Annotated in this window: 14 protein-coding genes; 3 read left to right on the forward strand and 11 right to left on the reverse strand. The window is 37.2% G+C overall.

Going from position 1 to position 17067, the window contains the following annotated elements; translation table 11 throughout:
* Nucleotides 1-110: 110 nt before the first annotated feature.
* From serS to RDN22_RS08625, 3 genes are all read right to left on the reverse strand, one after another.
* Nucleotides 111-1418, reverse strand: a complete 1308-nt coding sequence (gene serS / locus RDN22_RS08615) for a serine--tRNA ligase (RefSeq protein ID WP_308557513.1) — start codon at nucleotides 1416-1418, stop codon at nucleotides 111-113.
* Nucleotides 1419-1642: 224 nt separating this feature from the next.
* Nucleotides 1643-2194, reverse strand: coding sequence for a GNAT family N-acetyltransferase (locus RDN22_RS08620; protein ID WP_308557514.1), 552 nt, complete (start codon nucleotides 2192-2194; stop codon nucleotides 1643-1645).
* Entirely contained in the window at nucleotides 2194-2802 is a 609-nt protein-coding gene (locus RDN22_RS08625) for a TVP38/TMEM64 family protein (protein ID WP_308557515.1), read from the reverse strand. Before RDN22_RS08625 ends, RDN22_RS08620 begins: the two co-directional genes overlap by 1 nt.
* A gap of 177 nt (nucleotides 2803-2979) precedes the next feature.
* On the opposite strand from RDN22_RS08625, the gene RDN22_RS08630 reads away from it, so the two are divergent.
* Together RDN22_RS08630 and RDN22_RS08635 are read left to right on the forward strand one after the other, a co-directional pair.
* Nucleotides 2980-3774, forward strand: coding sequence for an alpha/beta hydrolase (locus RDN22_RS08630; protein ID WP_308557516.1), 795 nt, complete (start codon nucleotides 2980-2982; stop codon nucleotides 3772-3774).
* Nucleotides 3775-3776: 2 nt separating this feature from the next.
* Nucleotides 3777-4634 carry a helix-turn-helix transcriptional regulator gene (locus RDN22_RS08635; protein WP_308557517.1) on the forward strand — a complete coding sequence of 286 codons (858 nt, stop codon included), beginning with the start codon at nucleotides 3777-3779 and terminating at the stop codon, nucleotides 4632-4634.
* Nucleotides 4635-4672: 38 nt separating this feature from the next.
* On the opposite strand, the gene RDN22_RS08640 is transcribed toward RDN22_RS08635, so the two are convergent.
* A complete protein-coding gene (locus tag RDN22_RS08640; RefSeq protein WP_308557519.1) occupies nucleotides 4673-5176 on the reverse strand; it encodes a nucleoside 2-deoxyribosyltransferase in 504 nt (167 codons plus the stop codon).
* A gap of 153 nt (nucleotides 5177-5329) precedes the next feature.
* Here RDN22_RS08640 and RDN22_RS08645 point away from each other — a divergent pair, with 153 nt between their 5' ends.
* Nucleotides 5330-6712: an NAD-dependent succinate-semialdehyde dehydrogenase gene (locus RDN22_RS08645; protein ID WP_308557521.1), complete on the forward strand. Its 1383-nt coding sequence runs from the start codon at nucleotides 5330-5332 to the stop codon at nucleotides 6710-6712.
* Nucleotides 6713-6794: 82 nt separating this feature from the next.
* On the opposite strand, the gene RDN22_RS08650 is transcribed toward RDN22_RS08645, so the two are convergent.
* The 7 genes from RDN22_RS08650 to RDN22_RS08680 all read right to left on the reverse strand — a co-directional run.
* Nucleotides 6795-8279: a glycoside hydrolase family 1 protein gene (locus tag RDN22_RS08650; RefSeq protein ID WP_308557523.1), complete on the reverse strand. Its 1485-nt coding sequence runs from the start codon at nucleotides 8277-8279 to the stop codon at nucleotides 6795-6797.
* 12 nt (nucleotides 8280-8291) lie between these two features.
* Nucleotides 8292-10178 (reverse strand): PTS beta-glucoside transporter subunit IIBCA, encoded by a 1887-nt coding sequence (locus tag RDN22_RS08655; protein WP_308557524.1) that lies wholly within the window; start codon nucleotides 10176-10178, stop codon nucleotides 8292-8294.
* Nucleotides 10175-11038 (reverse strand): PRD domain-containing protein, encoded by an 864-nt coding sequence (locus RDN22_RS08660; protein ID WP_374043097.1) that lies wholly within the window; start codon nucleotides 11036-11038, stop codon nucleotides 10175-10177. Before RDN22_RS08660 ends, RDN22_RS08655 begins: the two co-directional genes overlap by 4 nt.
* Nucleotides 11039-11230: 192 nt before the next feature.
* The gene (locus RDN22_RS08665) at nucleotides 11231-12262 is read right to left on the reverse strand and encodes a zinc ribbon domain-containing protein (RefSeq protein WP_308557526.1); all 1032 of its coding nucleotides are present in this window, start codon (nucleotides 12260-12262) and stop codon (nucleotides 11231-11233) included.
* Between the two features lie 179 nt (nucleotides 12263-12441).
* Nucleotides 12442-16224 (reverse strand): MMPL family transporter, encoded by a 3783-nt coding sequence (locus RDN22_RS08670; RefSeq protein ID WP_308557528.1) that lies wholly within the window; start codon nucleotides 16222-16224, stop codon nucleotides 12442-12444.
* A 4-nt stretch (nucleotides 16225-16228) separates the two neighbouring features.
* Nucleotides 16229-16804, reverse strand: coding sequence for a helix-turn-helix domain-containing protein (locus RDN22_RS08675; protein ID WP_308557530.1), 576 nt, complete (start codon nucleotides 16802-16804; stop codon nucleotides 16229-16231).
* 146 nt (nucleotides 16805-16950) lie between these two features.
* Nucleotides 16951-17067, reverse strand: a 117-nt coding sequence (locus RDN22_RS08680) for an IS3 family transposase (RefSeq protein ID WP_308554877.1), incomplete at its 5' end; no start/stop codon positions are given.

Raw genomic sequence — 17067 nt, forward strand, 5'->3', positions numbered from 1 at the left:
ATTTTTCACCTCTTTTTTGTCTAAAATTTTTTCAAAAAAGTTTGAATTTCTTTTTAAAAACAAAAAAACACCCACTTTTTCAGCGAGTGTCTTCTATATATTGAATCAAATTAGATTAAACTTGATTCCTTAGTGATCTTCTTCATACCGTTCATGTAAGGAACAAGTACATCTGGAACAGTTACTGAACCGTCTTCGTTTTGGTAGTTTTCCAAAATTGCAGCTACACAACGACCAACAGCTAAACCTGAACCGTTCAAAGTGTGTGCCAAGTGAAGCTTGCCGTCTTCGTCACGGTAACGAATTTGTGCACGACGAGCTTGGAAGTCAGTACAGTTTGAACAACTTGAAATTTCACGATACTTGTCTTGTGCAGGCATCCAAACTTCAAGGTCATAAGTCTTAGCACTAGTGAAACTTGCATCCCCAGTTGACAAAGCAACAACGTGGTATGGCAAGCCTAACTTTTGCAATAAGTGTTCAGCATTGTGGGTCAACTTTTCAAGTTCATCCCATGATTCGTCTGGTTTACATACCTTAACCATTTCAACCTTACGGAATTCGTGCATTCTAATTAAACCACGAGTATCACGACCAGCTGAACCTGCTTCACTTCTAAATGCTGGTGATAAAGCAGTTACGTTGATTGGCAACTTGTCTCCGTGGATAATTTCATTTCTGAAGTAGTTTACCAAAGGAACTTCAGCAGTTGGGATCAAAGTTAAGTCACGAGGCTTGTCTGGGTCGTCGTTATCAACGATAGTGTAAACATCTTCGTGGAACTTAGGGAATTGACCAGTACCTTGCATTGAAACATCGTTTACCAAGTATGGTGGGATAACTTCGGTGTAGCCATCCTTGGTGTTTTCATCAAGGAAGAAGTTAAATACGGCACGTTCCAAAAGTGCACCTGCACCAATGTAGTAAACAAAACGTGCACCTGAAACCTTAGAAGCACGGTCCCAGTCCAAAATACCTAAATCAGTACCGATGTCCCAGTGAGCCTTAGGCTTGAAGTCGAACTTAGTAGGTTCTTCCCACTTACGAACTTCTTCGTTGTAGCTGTCATCTGGACCTACAGGATCTGAATCTGCTGGGAAGTTAGGCAATCTAAGCAAAATGTAGTTTTGCTTTTGAGTTAATTCTTCAACTTCTTTATCTAAGTCTTTGATTTCCTTACCTACTTCACGCATTGAAGCAATAGCGTCACTAGCGTCTTCTTTGTTACGCTTCTTTTCAGCAATTTGCTTTGAAACGTCGTTACGCTTAGCCTTCAATTGTTCACTCTTAGTCAAATCCTTACGACGCTTAGTGTCGATTTCAACTAATTCATCCAATTCTTCTGGCTTAATTCCACGAGTAGCCAACTTCTTCTTTGACCAATCAAGATTCTCACGAATCACTTTAATATCAAGCATATAAAAACCTCCATGCATACAAAAAGAGCCGATTATCCCTATGTTTGGGACGAATCGGCTCTTACACGGTTTCGCGGTACCACCCATCTTCAGTCTAAAATAGACTGCACCTCTAAGTAGGCGAATAACGACGCCAAACCGTGCAACTATTAATTGCCCACATTATGAAATCTGGAAACGACTATCCATTCACTCGCACCAACCGTGAACTCTCTGAAGCAGTCTTAGGATTTCGTGTTTGCGTCTATTTTAAGCCATTCTGCTTTTTTGAGCAAATAATATTTTTCTTTAAATGCAAAAAGTGCGCTCATTTGGCTATAGTCGACGGTATAAGCGTAGTGAAAACCCAGACGCCGCAAGAGTTTCTGCGATTTTTCATTATCATCAAAAGTACCGGCCCACACTTCTACTTGTCTTTTGCGTTTAAAAGCATAGGTCAAAATTAAGCGGACAGCTTCAGTCATGTAGCCATGCCCTTCAAAAGCCTGATCAAGTAAAAAGCCAATTTCTTTAGTCTTAAGAAGGCCACTTTGCTCATCCATACCGCGCTCATATAATTCAACTAAGCCAATTACTTCATTATTGTCGCGTAGACAAATAACGTAGCTTTCGGGTCTAGCCATATACTGGTGCACGCTTTTTACTGCCTGATCCATATTCTGCATTCGCTGAAATCCCGCCATAGCATGGTAACGCTCATTTTGTCCCCATTTTAGTAAAGTAGCGGCATCTTTTTCTTCAAATCGTCTTAAATATATTCTCTTTGATTCAAGCATTAGTGCCCCATCAGCTTCAGTAGCCATCTTGCACCATATTGCAAACCAAAACTGTAGGCTGCAATTGTCCAAGGCTTACACAAAATAATAATCCAAAAATACGTAGAAAACTTCATCTTGGTCAATCCGGCTAATAAACATAAAACATCGTCTGGTGCCGCCGGAGCCAAAATACACAGCGCAAAGAACCAGTTAAATTTCTTTTGGTTCTTAGTCCACTTCATATATTTATCTAGCGTTTCTTCAGATACAATATGCAAAATAAATGGTCGACCGTAATGTCTAGCTAAGAAAAAGTTGATAATTGAACCAATGCAGATACCGAGGTAATTATAGACAAACCCGGCAATCGGTCCGAAAAAGACTACCCCGCCTAGAAGCGAAACGCCCCCAGGAATAATCGGGATAACTACCTGAACTATCTGGATCAATACAAAAATAATTGGACCGACAATTTGTTTATTAGCTAAATAAGACCTCATCTTGGCTTGGTCAGTAAAAATACCCAACCGGTACCAATAGATCACTAATAAAATTATGATAAGTCCGCAGACTACCGTGGCAATATTAATTAGTTTTCGACTTGCTTTAGCTGATAAATGATGCATTTTTTCGCCTTCTCTCAATAAGACTTGTATTGTTCTTAATTTTAACAAAAAATGCTATCAATAATTGATAATTTACCCAAATCTATGCAAATCTAAAAATATTCTTATTATTTTCTTCTACTTATCCGATTAATATATAATGATGATGTAAATGATCTAAGAAAGGAAATGCATTTCATGGTTGTAATTAAAAACAATATTATCTACGACACAGATAAAAATTTAGGTACTGATATTTACTACCCAAATAATACAACTTCTAAGACTAAAATCTTAATCTTTTGGCATGGTGGCGGCTGGTTCCGCGGCAATAAAGAAAGTGTTAAAAGCATCGGTGTTGATTTAGCTAATGCCGGCTTTATGACTTTTATTCCTGAATACAGCCTTGCTCCTAAGGAGCATTTCCCAGCTGCACATGAAGATGCATTGCATTTTGTCGATTGGCTTTTAAAATCAGATTATACCGACCCAGATGATGCTAAAAATATCGTACAAATCGGTGCCAGCGTTGGCGGAACGATGGCGTTATATGTTGCAGGCAAGTATGGTTTTCCAACTGTAACCTGGTCTGCTCCCGTTGAATATTCTAACTTGATTAAACAATATAAAGATATCAAGGCATCCCCATCTGCTCAAAAAGATTTCGGCATCAGTGATCCTGATCAAATTAGACATTCATTTTATAAATACTTCACTTTGACTTATACAGGGACTGATGACCCTAAGGTTTTAGCTAAACTTGACGCCAAGTCATATGATTTAACTAAATTAAACAAGTTAATGATGATCAATTCTGCCGATGAACTTACACCATTAGATTCAGTTCTAGATTTTGTCAGCTTCTTAGCTAAGCAAAATCGCGGCGTGCAATTACTTGTAATTCCAGGTCATGGCCACGCAATGGACTACGGCAATGATTACATCGATGAATCACTCGACTTTTTATACCAGACTATTAAGAGACAAAAATAATTATGATTAACATTGAAAAATTCGTGCAAATCCGTAAAAAGCAAAAGCTTTCGCAAACTGAACTTTGCCAAGGCATTTGTACGCAATCTACTTTAAGTAAATTTGAAAATAACGGACAGGTACCGTCATTTAAAATCCTAAAGCAGCTCTGCAACCGGCTAAACATCGAAGTTGGCGACATTATGACGAGTAGCGATGAAAAAGCTATCGCCCATATGCTGTTTGAAGCTGATTTTTCATTTATTAATTTTGACTATGCAAAAATATTGAACATCTTGTCGCGTATCAAGCCAGAAGAGTTAAAGCGTGACGAAGATAAAGTGCATTATCACTTTTTACGTGGACAATATGCTTTAAAAAGTGACCACAATCAGATGAGTGCTTTGTTTTATTTCAACAACATCTTAACAACGGATGATTTACCTAAAAATGATATTTACCGTTTGCTAGCTCTTAATGGCTGTAGCCAGATCTATGCTAAGCAAGGTGAAATCGAAAAAGCTGAGCATTACTATGATCAAATCCTAAAAAGCATTATGGATGTTAAGATTAGTAGTATGCTAGTCACTATGCATATTATGTCAATCTTGTGTGATGCTGGTGAATTCTATGGCGAACGCAAGATGTACAAAGAATCAAATTCATTACTGCGTTATGCCTATAAGATCGGTACTGAGCAACACGCCATCTTCTATATGGCTCGGATCTTGCTTCGTCAAGGTATCAACGACATGGAACAAGCTAAGAAAAAAGAAATTACAAGCCAGCACCTACATGATGCCTGTGCTTTTGCCCGCATCAATCGCAATCGAATTACGCTAGAAAAAGCACGTAAACTGCTTAAACAAATAAATGCCTAAAAAATACCCGAGGAATTATTCCCCGGGTATTTTAATTATTATAAGACTTTATAATCAACAACTGGATTAGCAGGAGTGGTATTAAAGTCGTAAGTAGCTAACTTATCTAAGTCAGTATTACCATCGATAATTGTGGTTACACCTTGTGCAATCATCAAGTTCATTTCTTTTTCTTTATCTGGGCTATTGGTAAATGGTACCAAGATCACTGGCTTGTGCAATGCACGCATAAAGCCAATTTCAAAGGCACTACCATCATCAATATTGTCCATATCGTATAAAAAGACACCGCAAGATGCATTAATGATACCGGACAAATCGTTGTTATACGTAGCAAGACGCCAAGTCATGCTGCGAAGACCGTTAATTTGTGCTTCTGTTTCTTCAGGATCTACAAAGTTTTGATCAAATGGAAAATGAACTCTCACTACTGTAGGATTCTTTTCAAGAAGTGCGCGTGCTTTCTTAACGCGTGCACGTTGATCATCATTGTAAAAAGGCGTACCTAAATAAATAGTGGCGGTTGAAATTTGGTGTGTCATAAAGTCCTCCATAAATTTTTTGATTGATTTGGGTTAATTTTATCATGCATTTTTAGTAACTAAAAGCACAAATCCATGTGTTTTGTTTGGAAACGCTTTATAATAAAAAGGTAACTTATAAAAGGATAAAAACTTATGAATGGAGGCAATCAATTGTCTAGATATCAGTCAATTAATCCATACACTAATGAAGAATTTGCTAGTTATGATAATCCAACTAAAAAGCAAATCGAAGATTCCATCAACTTAGCCCACATGCTTTATAAAAAGTGGCGTCATGAAACTCCTGAAAGTCGTGCAACAATCTTGCATGATGTTGCAGACGCATTGCGCGAACATGAAGATGAATTAGCTAAGATGATGACTCTTGAAATGGGTAAACTTCTTAAGGAATCACGTGAAGAAGTTGAATTATGTGCTTCAATTTGTGATTACTATGCTAAAAATGGTCCAGAATTACTTAAGCCTACCCCATTAAAGTCTGACTTAGGTAATGCCTACTACTTGAAGCAATCAACTGGCGTTATTATGGCTTGTGAGCCATGGAACTTCCCACTCTACCAAGTAATTCGTGTATTTGCACCTAACTTTATTGTGGGTAACCCAGTTTTACTTAAACATGCACATAACGTTCCTGGCTCTGCCGCTTTGACAGCTAAGATCATTAAGCGTGCTGGTGCTCCTGAAGGCAGTTTGATCAACCTTTACCCAAGTTATGATCAATTAGCCGACATCATTGCCGACCCACGTATTCAAGGCGTTGCATTAACTGGTTCTGAACGTGGCGGTTCTGCTGTAGCTGAAGCTGCTGGTAAGAACCTTAAAAAGTCCACAATGGAGCTTGGTGGTAACGATGCATTCATCGTTTTAGATGATGCAGATCCACAATTGTTGCGTAACGTTTTAGGGGATGCAAGAACCTATAACGATGGTCAAGTATGTACTTCATCTAAGAGAATCATCGTTGAAAAATCACGTTACGATGAAGTTTTACATGAATTAAAGAATGTCTTTTCAAGCTTAAAGGCTGGTGACCCACTTGAAGAAGATACTACTTTGCCACCAATGAACTCTGAAAGAGCTAAGGAAAAGTTGGAAGCTCAAGTTAAGAAAGCAACCGATGCTGGAGCTAAGGTATTTTACCAATATCCTGAAATCGACTCTAAGGGTGCATTCTTTAGACCTATCATTTTAACTAACATTGATAAGGACAACCCAGTCTTCGATGAAGAATTATTCGGCCCTGTTGCAGAAGTCTTCGTTGTTGACGATGACGACGATGCAATTCAATTAGCTAACGACTCAAGCTATGGTTTGGGTTCATCAGTTATCAGCAGCGATATTGAACGTGCACAAAAAGTTGCCGCTCAAATTGAAACTGGAATGACCGTCATCAATGGTCGCTGGATTACTTCTGGTGAATTGCCATTTGGTGGTGTTAAGAAGTCCGGCTACGGTCGTGAACTTAGCGGTCTTGGTTTAATGGCATTTGTTAACGAACACTTAGTCATCGATGTTACTAAGAATAATAAATAATTGAGTATCAAAAAAATGCTGGTTTAAAAACCAGCATTTTTATTTTGGCTAATATTTGGATCTAATTTCTTCGTATATTAATTTAATCCATCAAATAGTCAGTGGGGATCTCCTCTTTGAAAGATAATAATTTTTGATACCAATAATATGAATCTTTTAAATATCTCTTATAAGTACCATTGCCTTCATCATCTAAGTCGACATAAATCAAACCATATCTTTTAGACATCTGCGTAGTAGATGCTGAGACCATATCGGTAGTTCCCCATATCATATAACCCATTAACTCTATTCCATCTTGTGATAAAGACTTCAGCATTTCATTAATATGTGCACGTAAATAATCAATACGATATTGATCATGAACTTTATGATCAGCAGTTAATTCATCTTTTGCACCTAACCCGTTTTCAACTATAAAAACGGGCTTTTGATAGCGATCATATAAGTTAATCAAAATAAGTCTTAAACCTATTGGATCAATTTGCCAACCCCATTCACTTGTTGGTAAATATTTATTGTAGACACCTGTTGTTCTATTGGCCTTAGTAATCTTCAACCCTTTAGTATCATAAGCTGTGCATACTGAAGAATAATATGAAAAGGCTACAAAATCGGCTGTATTTTCTTTAATAAGTTGTAAATCTTGAGGATCCTTTTTTATATGAATACCCATATCTTCTATTTGTTTCAAAAGAACTTTAGGATATTCTCCACGCAATTGGACATCACTAAAATTATAACTTTCTCTCATAATTTGCGTTGCTTTAAGCATATTGCGTGGATCACTATTATATGGATAAACCATAGTACTTGTAATCATACTGCCAACTTTTAGATCAGGATAATTTTCATGAATATATTTAGTAATTTTAGCAGCTGCAACAAATTGATGATGCATTGACTGATAGATAACTTCCTTAAAATTTTTACCTGGGAATCGATCTTTTATAAGTCCAGCTGAAGAATAGGGATGCCTAATAATACTGTCAATTTCATTTATCGGAATCCAATACTTAACTTTATCATGATAACGATCAATTACTAATTTTGAAAAACGAAGAAAATAATCAATTATCTTAGGGTCATACCAGGAATCATAATTAAGAACTAGATTTAGTGGCATTTCATAGTGAGAGAGAGTAACGACTGGTTGAATCCCTAACGCATTCATTTTAGCAAAAAGATGATCATAAAATTCCAATCCTTTTTGATTTGGTTCTACATCATCCCCATTTGGGAAAATTCGACTCCAAGCAATTGAAGTTCTCATTGAATTGATACCTGTTTTAGCCAACAATTCCAAATCAGATTGATAACGATGATAAAAATCTACACCGTGACGTTTTCCCCAAGCTTTACTACTTTTATCTTGCATGGCAACTTCCAACTCTTTAGTTGTCATATCATTTACTTTTTTATAATCGTTTAAATTTTGGTCAGGATTAAATCGTTCACAGTCAGCAATCGACATTCCTTTACCGTCTTCATTCCATGCTCCTTCTACTTGATTAGCCGAAGTAGCAACTCCCCATAAAAAATTACGTGGAACATGATATATAACCATACTCAACAACCTCTAAGCCAAAATCATTACATTATCTTTATTTGTAATCTCTTTAGTTTCATCTTTGTCTTTTAAGACAGTGAGTACTTCTAAGAAATCTTTAGGATTAGTTACAATCATAATGACAGTTGGATCATAGCCTGCTTTTTTAATTTCATCAATGTTAAAATCAAGTAATTCTTGGCCGGCTTTAACTTTATCTCCCTTTTTGACTAATTGATTAAATCCTTTACCCTTCATTTCAACTGTATCAATACCAACATGAATCAAAACATCGGCATCATTGTTTAAATGCAAACCAATAGCGTGATGAGTTTCGAATGTTGCAGTAACTACACCATCATCTGGAGCAAAAATTTTACCTTCACTTGGAATAACAGCAATACCTTTACCCATAACACCGCTAGCAAAAGTTGGATCATCAACTTTAGAAACATCTTCTAATTCACCTTTAGCAGGTGCATGTAATTCATGCTTTTCGTGATCTTTTTCAAAATTCTTCTTTTCTTCTTTTTTTGCGGCCTTAACTTCACTGGCATCTACAGGATCATCAAATCCGATCATCCAAGTAGCAATGAAAGTAGCAATACTTGCCACAATAATTACGATAATTGCTTGAACAACAAAGTTTTCAGTTTTTGAAACCCACATTGGCAAACTCAAAAAGGCTGGAGTTACATAAATGAAGGCCTTTAATTTCATGAAGCTAGCAACAATACCAGCAATTGCACCACCGATCATTGCGCCGTACATAGGCTTCTTTAATCTTAAGTTAACACCAAACAAAGCTGGTTCAGTAATACCACCAAGGTAGGCAGTTGCACTTGATGAAAGAGCTAAAGATTTTAATTTCTTGTTCTTTGTCTTTAAACCAACTGCAAGTGAAGCAGCAGCTTGAGACATGTTTGAACATAAAGCAACAACACGAATAATTGGGTCAAAGCCTTGTGTAGCAACTAATTGAATACTAATTGGTGATAAGGCTTTGTGAATACCAATAGAAACAAGCCAAGGATATAAAGCTGCCAAAATTGGAATAGCAATAATTCCTGCATTATGGTAAAGCCACATTGCAATGAATCCAATTCCTTGTGAAATCCAGTTAGAAATTGGCCCAATGACTAAGAATACTAATGGACCAGTAATTAACATGGTAAGCATTGGTTCCATGAAAACTTTAACCATTCCTGGTGTAATCTTTTTAACGAATTTATAAATGTATGACATAATCCATACAGAAAGAATTGCAGTGATTAAAGTAGACGAATATTGAACCAATGGAACTGGTAAACCTAAGAAATGGAAAGGCTTATTAGCAGTTACAATTTGTACCCAATTTGGGTGAACAGTCATTAAACCTATAAAAGCACCCAGCATTCTATCAGTATCAAATATTTTAGCTGCTGAGAACCCAACATAGGCTGGCATGAAGTAATATCCAGTATCAAATATTAAGTTTAATAATTGATATGTTTGACTCTTATCTGATAAAACATGACAAATAGTTAAAATTAAGAGTAAAACTTTACCCATACCGGCACCAGCCAATAATGGAATGGCAGGTGCAATGGAACCGGTAATGGCACCAATAATGGTATCAAACAAGTTCTGCTTCTTTTTTGGTTTGTTATCACCATTATTATCGCTATTATCAATATGAATCATCTTAATCAAATCATCATATACATCTTCAACGGTGTTACCAATAACTAATTGATATTGACCACCTTTTTTTACAACTTGTAAAACACCATCAATTGCTTCAGCTTTTTGATCGTCTGCTTTACTCTCATCCTTTAAGACGAATCTCAATCTAGTTGAACAGTGAACAACTGATTGAATATTCTCTTCTCCACCTATAGCTTCCAGGATTTCCTGGTTCATCTTCTCGTATTTCATTTTCTTCCCCTCAAATCAGAAGTGATCTTATTAATATGGATCGCTAGATACATTATTTCTTCATTAGTTAAATCGTAATTATATTTCTCAGCAATATAATCTTTTATTTTAAGTGAGCACTTATAGGCATCAATATCACTAGCTTTGATAACTTTTAAAATTTCATCGCTTAGGTCACCTAATCCGCGTTCTCCTTTTCGATACATCATGTATTTCCAGAAGAACTTAAGGTGTAAAGCAAAACGATTATAGGCTACTGTTTGATAATCAATATCTATTTTGAAATAGTAGCGAACAATCTTTGTAACTTCTTTAATAAAATCAATCGACTTCTTAAAATCATCGATGTTGTTTCCTAATTCACCACTAATAATATGAACTGCAATAAAGCCAGCCTCATCTTCTGGAAATTGTAAATCAAACTGCTTATTTAATAATTTGAGTGCCCAAATACCATATTGATATTCTTTTGGATAATAATTTTGAATTTTCCAAAGAAAATTATTACTGAGATATAATCCCTTCTTTCCACGTTCTACACTTGTTGCCAAGTGATCGGTCAACGTAATATAAACACTATCTGCTAGATCAATGTTTTCCTCTCTTTTTAAACGATCAACAATTTTTTCTGAGATTTGAAAAAAGATTGGATCAGTTTCATGAATTGTTTTTAACAAGATGTTACGTTGATTGTCATCAAAAGGAGTGAATACCTTATATATTTTTGTTTTATCAACTTCATCACCAACTTTTTTAGCAAAGGCAATTCCTTTTCCAAGAACTACAACTTCTTCACCGTCTTCATTGGTGGTAACTATTGCGCCATTATTAAGAATTTGTTTAATACGCAAAGTATCCATCCTCCTTTGTAAAGAAAAAGGGCCCACTTATCCCCTCATTGGGATAAGTGAGCCTGCGCCGATATCGGCTAACAATTTCACTTAATTTTCACTTGTCATATATATGATATCGCTTTCATATGAGAAATGCAATAAAAAAAGTCGTAAAAGTTTAACACTTTTACGACTCAGTATCATACAGCATTGTTTTGACTAATTTTGACGTTTAAAAATATTAAATCCTGAAAGGCCTGTAGTTAATACACTAGCCAGTAGTAAGAAGTATGCTGAAGTACCAATTGATACAGCATAAGAAATTAATTGACTGGTGATCTGTGCCAAAACACCAGTTGAAGCACGTACCGAACTAGACATCTTGTAGACAATGTAGATTAAGAACACTGTTTCAATTAACGACAAGATGAAGGACAAAATTTGACTGCCCTTCGTATTCTTTAAGATGTTGTAGATAATAAAAATTGGGAATAAGAGCAACAATAGCCAAACGATATATAAAATTAAAGCTTCAAATGAATTTGAACCAGATGATAGAAGTCTCCCTGCCAAGCTGAAGATCACGTTAGAAATAGACATTTTTTGCGTGTAGCTTACAGCTGAAACTGAAGCACCAGAATCCGTAAACAAGACAATCAAACTAATCAATGCCGTCATAATAACTGACAATTGGACGTAACTATAACGGTGTTTACGCTGCTTCTGAATTTCTTTTACCTGATTTTCTACTCTAGGGTGCTTTTGCGCAAATTCTTTTCCGCGTGTTTTCACCTTATCGCCATGTTCATCAACACGGTTAAACACGTTTGAGCCCACTTGATTAATCTTTTCGGTTAACCGCTTATCAACCGTGTATTGTTCGATCTTTTCTTTGCGGTCGCACACGATAAAGAGCCAAACCATTAATGCAAAAAAGCCGACCCAGCCTAGCGCTCTAGAAAAGCTCATTACAATTAACAAAAAGATGCCAAGTAAAAATACAAGTGTCGCGTTCTTTCTTACCCAAGCAATCATTCTTTGCACAGTGGAATTTTGCTTATCTGGGTAAAACTCTTCTCGATATGCAGCACGACTAGCGATCTTTTCGCCTTCATCTGGCTGTTCATATTTAGCCTGCTTGTGTTGATCTGTAAAAAAATCATCACGATATTTTTTCAGATTAAAGCCACAATTTGGACAGACATCATCGGATGGATCAATTGCCTGACCGCAGTTTGGACATGTAGTCATATTTAAAAGTCCCTTCTTTTTTAAAAACTATTATACCATGCTTATACAAGGCAAATAATTACCCAGGTAATAGTTTTAACTATCTTGCACATAATTAGTCAATTAATTAAAAAATCTTCTGAGAACGCAAAAAAAGCAGTCCTACGTCATAATAGGACTGCTTTTCATATTGCTAATTATTAATTTTTAGCTTTATTTCTCTTAAAGTACTTACCGAAGTCAACACCTTCATAAGTTAACTTAACTGCAGCTGATAAGGTAATTGGCAAAATGAATACCAAGATTAACAAACCAACGTCCACAGTCAAGGCAACTTCGATCAAGGTTGGAATGCCTGATGGAATGAGGGCTGCGAAAGTACCACCTAAGATAATTGCGGCTGAGATAACAACCGTACCGATGATTGCACATGCCTTCAAGATTCTTGAACTTGGAGTAGTGTAACCTTCAGTCTTAAGCTCGTTGTAACGAGTCATAAGGAAGATACTGTAGTCAACACCTAAAGCAATCAACATGATAAAGCTGAAGAATGGTGTGTTCCAAGTAAGCATGCTTCTGCCAAGAACTGCCTTAACAATCCATTGGTTGATTGAAAGTGAGCAGAGGTAAGCGATAAGCAAACTACCAAGAATGTAAACAGGTTGAAGAAGTGAACGAGTTACGAACATCAAGGCAATACCGATACCAATTAACATGATTGCGGCGGTTCTAATGAAGTCACCACTAGCAGTTGACTTAGTATCCTTGATCTTTGAACTTTGACCACCCATAGCTACCTTAGCATTCTTCAATGCAGTACCTTGGAAGGTCTTCTTAGCCATTGCACTTAATTCTTGTGATTCGTCAGTAGCTTCGGTTGCACTTGGGTTTGAGTTGAAGACAACGATAATTTGAGCTGACTTCTTGTCTGGGCTGAGGTAAACATCCATTGACTTCTTGAACATTTCGTTCTTCAAGAATTCCTTTGGAATGTAGAAGGTATCTGCAGCTGCAGATGAACCTAAGCCCTTAAGGTAAGTTTCACCTTGACCCAAACCACTGTTGACAGTGTCAATACCAGTAGTAAGTTGTGGAACCTTAGAAGCTAACTTGCCTGCACCTTCGCTAAGTTGACCAGCACCGCTGTTTAATTGGCCGATGCCTGAAATAAGTTGTGGAGCTTGGCTAGCTAATTGACCAACACCGCTGTTAAGTTGACCGGCACCGTTTGCCAATGTTCCAAGACCAGTGTTAAGTTGACCGGCACCATTTGCAAGAGTACCAAGACCGTTGTTCAAGCTGCCTGCACCATTTGCAAGAGTACCAAGGCCACTTTGAAGTTGGCCGGCACCACTATCAAGTTGACCGGCACCTGAGCTAAGACGACCGGCACCAGCACTTAAAGTACCAAGACCTGAGTTAAGACGACCAGCACCACTGTTAATTGCTGCGGCACCTGAGTTAAGTCTTTGAGCACCAGCAACACCTTGGCTAGCAGCTGATTGAACTTGGCTTAAGCCTGAGCTTAATTGGTTCAAAGCAGTTGCGGCACCTGGAAGGGCTTTGTTTGAAGCTTGAGCCAAAGTATTAACTTGAGTTCTTAAAGTTTGAAGTTGAGCTAAAGTATTGCTTTGGTTCATTGCAGCCATTGAGCTTTGAAGACCTTGAGCTGCACTAGTTGCTCTGCTAATAGCACTTTGCATTTGACTAGCTTGACCGCTTTGACTGTTGCCAGAAATTGCTGATTGTACAGCTGAAGTTGCTGCTGCAATAGCTGCACTCTTTTCTTCAGCATTCAATTGCTTATTGTTATTAATTGATTCTGAAATACTTGATGCAATAGTTGAAGCACTTGCACTGCTTGCAGAACTACCAGCTGAAGCATATTTGCTCAATTCTTCCAAACTGCTGGTAAGTTCATTAACTTGACTTTGAACTTTACTCAAACTTGCAGTAGCTGCTGAAGTATCAACACTACCACCTAAAGCTGAATTCAATTGTTGAATACCGTTATTAATTTGTGGCAAAGCAGTTTGCAATGCAGCAAGTTGTTGTCTGTTAGAACCATTCAATTGAGTTGAAAGTTGTGAACTCAATTGTTGTAATTGGTTAACCATTTGTTGGGTACCGTTTTGAAGGCTTTGAGTACCACTTTGCAAGCTTTGTGCACCGTTTTGCAAACGATTTGCACCACTTTGCAAGCTGCTTGCACCAGTAACCAAAGCATGAGTACCACTAGCTAAACGGCCAGCACCAGTTTGAAGACGAACAGCACCGCTTTGAAGTTGGCTTGAACCACTTTGAAGACGGCCTACACCACTAACTAATTGACTTGAACCGTTTTGTAAACGTGTAGCACCACTTTGGAGTTGCTCAGCACCACTTTGCAAACGACTAGTACCGCCAACTAATTGTTGTGCGCCACTTTGAAGACGACCTGTACCGTCTTGAAGTTGATCAGCACCGTCCTTTAAGCTGTTAGCACCGTTTGCCACTTTATTAGCACCCTTGCTTAACTTGCCTAAACCTGTACGGGCTTGATCAACCCCATCATTAACAGTGTTCAATTGATTGTTTACATAAAGCATATCAATTGGTTCACCGTAAGGCTGAGTTACAGATGTTGCAAATGAAACATCCTTTGAATTTTGAAGTTGTCTGGTCAATTGATCAATCAACTTCAAGTTTTCTTCATTATCTAATCTATGTTTACTTTGAATGTATAAGTATGATGGCTCAGCCATACCCTTTGAGAAGTGTTTTTGAACTACCAATAAACCTTGCTTAGAAGGAACTGAGTCAGCAATTTCATCAGTGTCGTCGTAGTTCAAGTGGCCTGAGTACATCAGCATGAATGGAACTGTCACAACTGCTAGAACAACCAAGTAAATAATTGGGTGTTTCAAAGTTGAAGCAGAAATTCCGTGCCAAAGCTTGTTGTCGCTTTCGCCAGTGAACTTCTTAACAGGCCAGAACATGTTCTTACCAAGAACAGCCATGAAGAATGGGTTGAGTGTTAAAAGCACTACCAAAAGTACGGCAACACCAACAGCAACACCAACAGCTGATTGGTAAATAGAGAACTTAGCTAAACTTAATGCAGTAAAACCGATTAAGATGGATGAACCTGAGTAAAGAATGGTCTTAGCGTTACGAAGTGAATCATGCATCGCTTCGTATTTATCCATCCCTTTCCCTAGATCCTCTTTAAACTTGTCATACAGCAGGATGTTGTAGTCGGTACCGATACCAAACAATACGATAACCATGAACACCTGAGTAAAGTTTGAGAATGGGAAATTAGCATGTTCTACTAAATTAGTAACAATTGAGAAGGAAGTAAGGAATGATACACCAACAGTCAATAATGAGATTAATGGCACAATTGGTGATCTAAATACAATGATTAAGACGATGAAGATGAAGACAACAGTAATTGCTTCAGTCTTCTTAATTCCTTCCTGAATTGAAGCAGAGAAGTCATGTTGCAAAACATCGGCACCAGTTACATAAGTGCGAAGGCCTTGCGTTTTAACATCCCTATTCATTTGATCATAAACTTGTTGAATCGTACGATTCTTCTTGGAAACGTTAAATTGTGCTACCCAAGTCGTACCATCCTTTGATTGAAGCTTTTTTCTAGTAGCGATATTGGAATCAGGAAGCAGCGAGTCCTTAATTCCGTACTTGCTTTTATCATTAGTGAACTTATCAAGCGTATTGTTGATAGCTGTCTTATCAGCATCAGTCAGCTTGCCATGTTCTTTGTTAAAAACAAGTGCTACTTCATACGTGTTTTTCTTCTTTGCACCCCAGTTGTTTTCAATTGATTGTGCCACGTTGCTTTGAACATTGCTTGGTAAAGTAATGTTTGAGTGAGCGTTAGTCAACTCAGTGATATTAGGCAAAGCAACAACGGAAATAATCAATATCAAAACCCATGCAATTAAAGAAAAAACATGGTTTTTCAGAAATTTCTGCACTTTCCTATTTCCTCCCTAGTTCTTGTAAATCAGGCTCTGGTTCTACAAGACGCAGAATCATCTCGTGATAATTACGATTAGATTCCTCTTCAGTCTCTTGAGTAAAAGATGAAGAATTATCTAAAAACACATAACCCAATACAGCGCCAATTAAAGCATGAAATGAAATGACACTTTCTTTTCTAAAATTAAGCCGTTCACCTAATTTAATCAAATTAAGAATCTCTTGATTGATTGCTGCATCTGTTGGATATTCATTCAAGTGATACAGGATACTGTGCAAAGCCACATTACTAAGCAAAAAGTTGCGCACAACATCGGCAAACTTAAGCAAAGCTTCTTGACCAGACAAGCCAATCAAATCGTCCATTAATTTGTGACGCAAAATCTTGATCTGTCTTGCACCGACTAAAGATAGCAATTGCTTTCTCCCTGAAACATAGTGGTAAAGCGATTGCGAGCGAACATTTAACGCCTTAGCCAAAGCTGGCATCGTCGTTTCATCTAGGCCCTTTTTGCAAATCAGTTCAGTTGCTTGATCAATGATTTTATCCAAATCAAGGTTTCTTTTCTGTGCCATTCTCATCCCTCCTTCTCCTAGCATAATAAATAATATATCACTACAATGTGAAGAATACAATCTACACAGTGTAAATAATTTTGATTTTTTACAAAAAAATAATGAGGTATTTTAACCTCTGAAGTGGGACCTAAAAAGTAGACATTTTAAAACATAGGATTAATAGAGGCTTGATTCCGATATTCTTTCGGAGTTAAGCCTTTTAATCTGCTCTTTATCCTTTCTTCGTTATAGTATTTGATATATTCCTCTATAGCTTGAGC

Source organism: uncultured Lactobacillus sp., assembly GCF_902491705.1.
Classification (GTDB): domain Bacteria; phylum Bacillota; class Bacilli; order Lactobacillales; family Lactobacillaceae; genus Lactobacillus.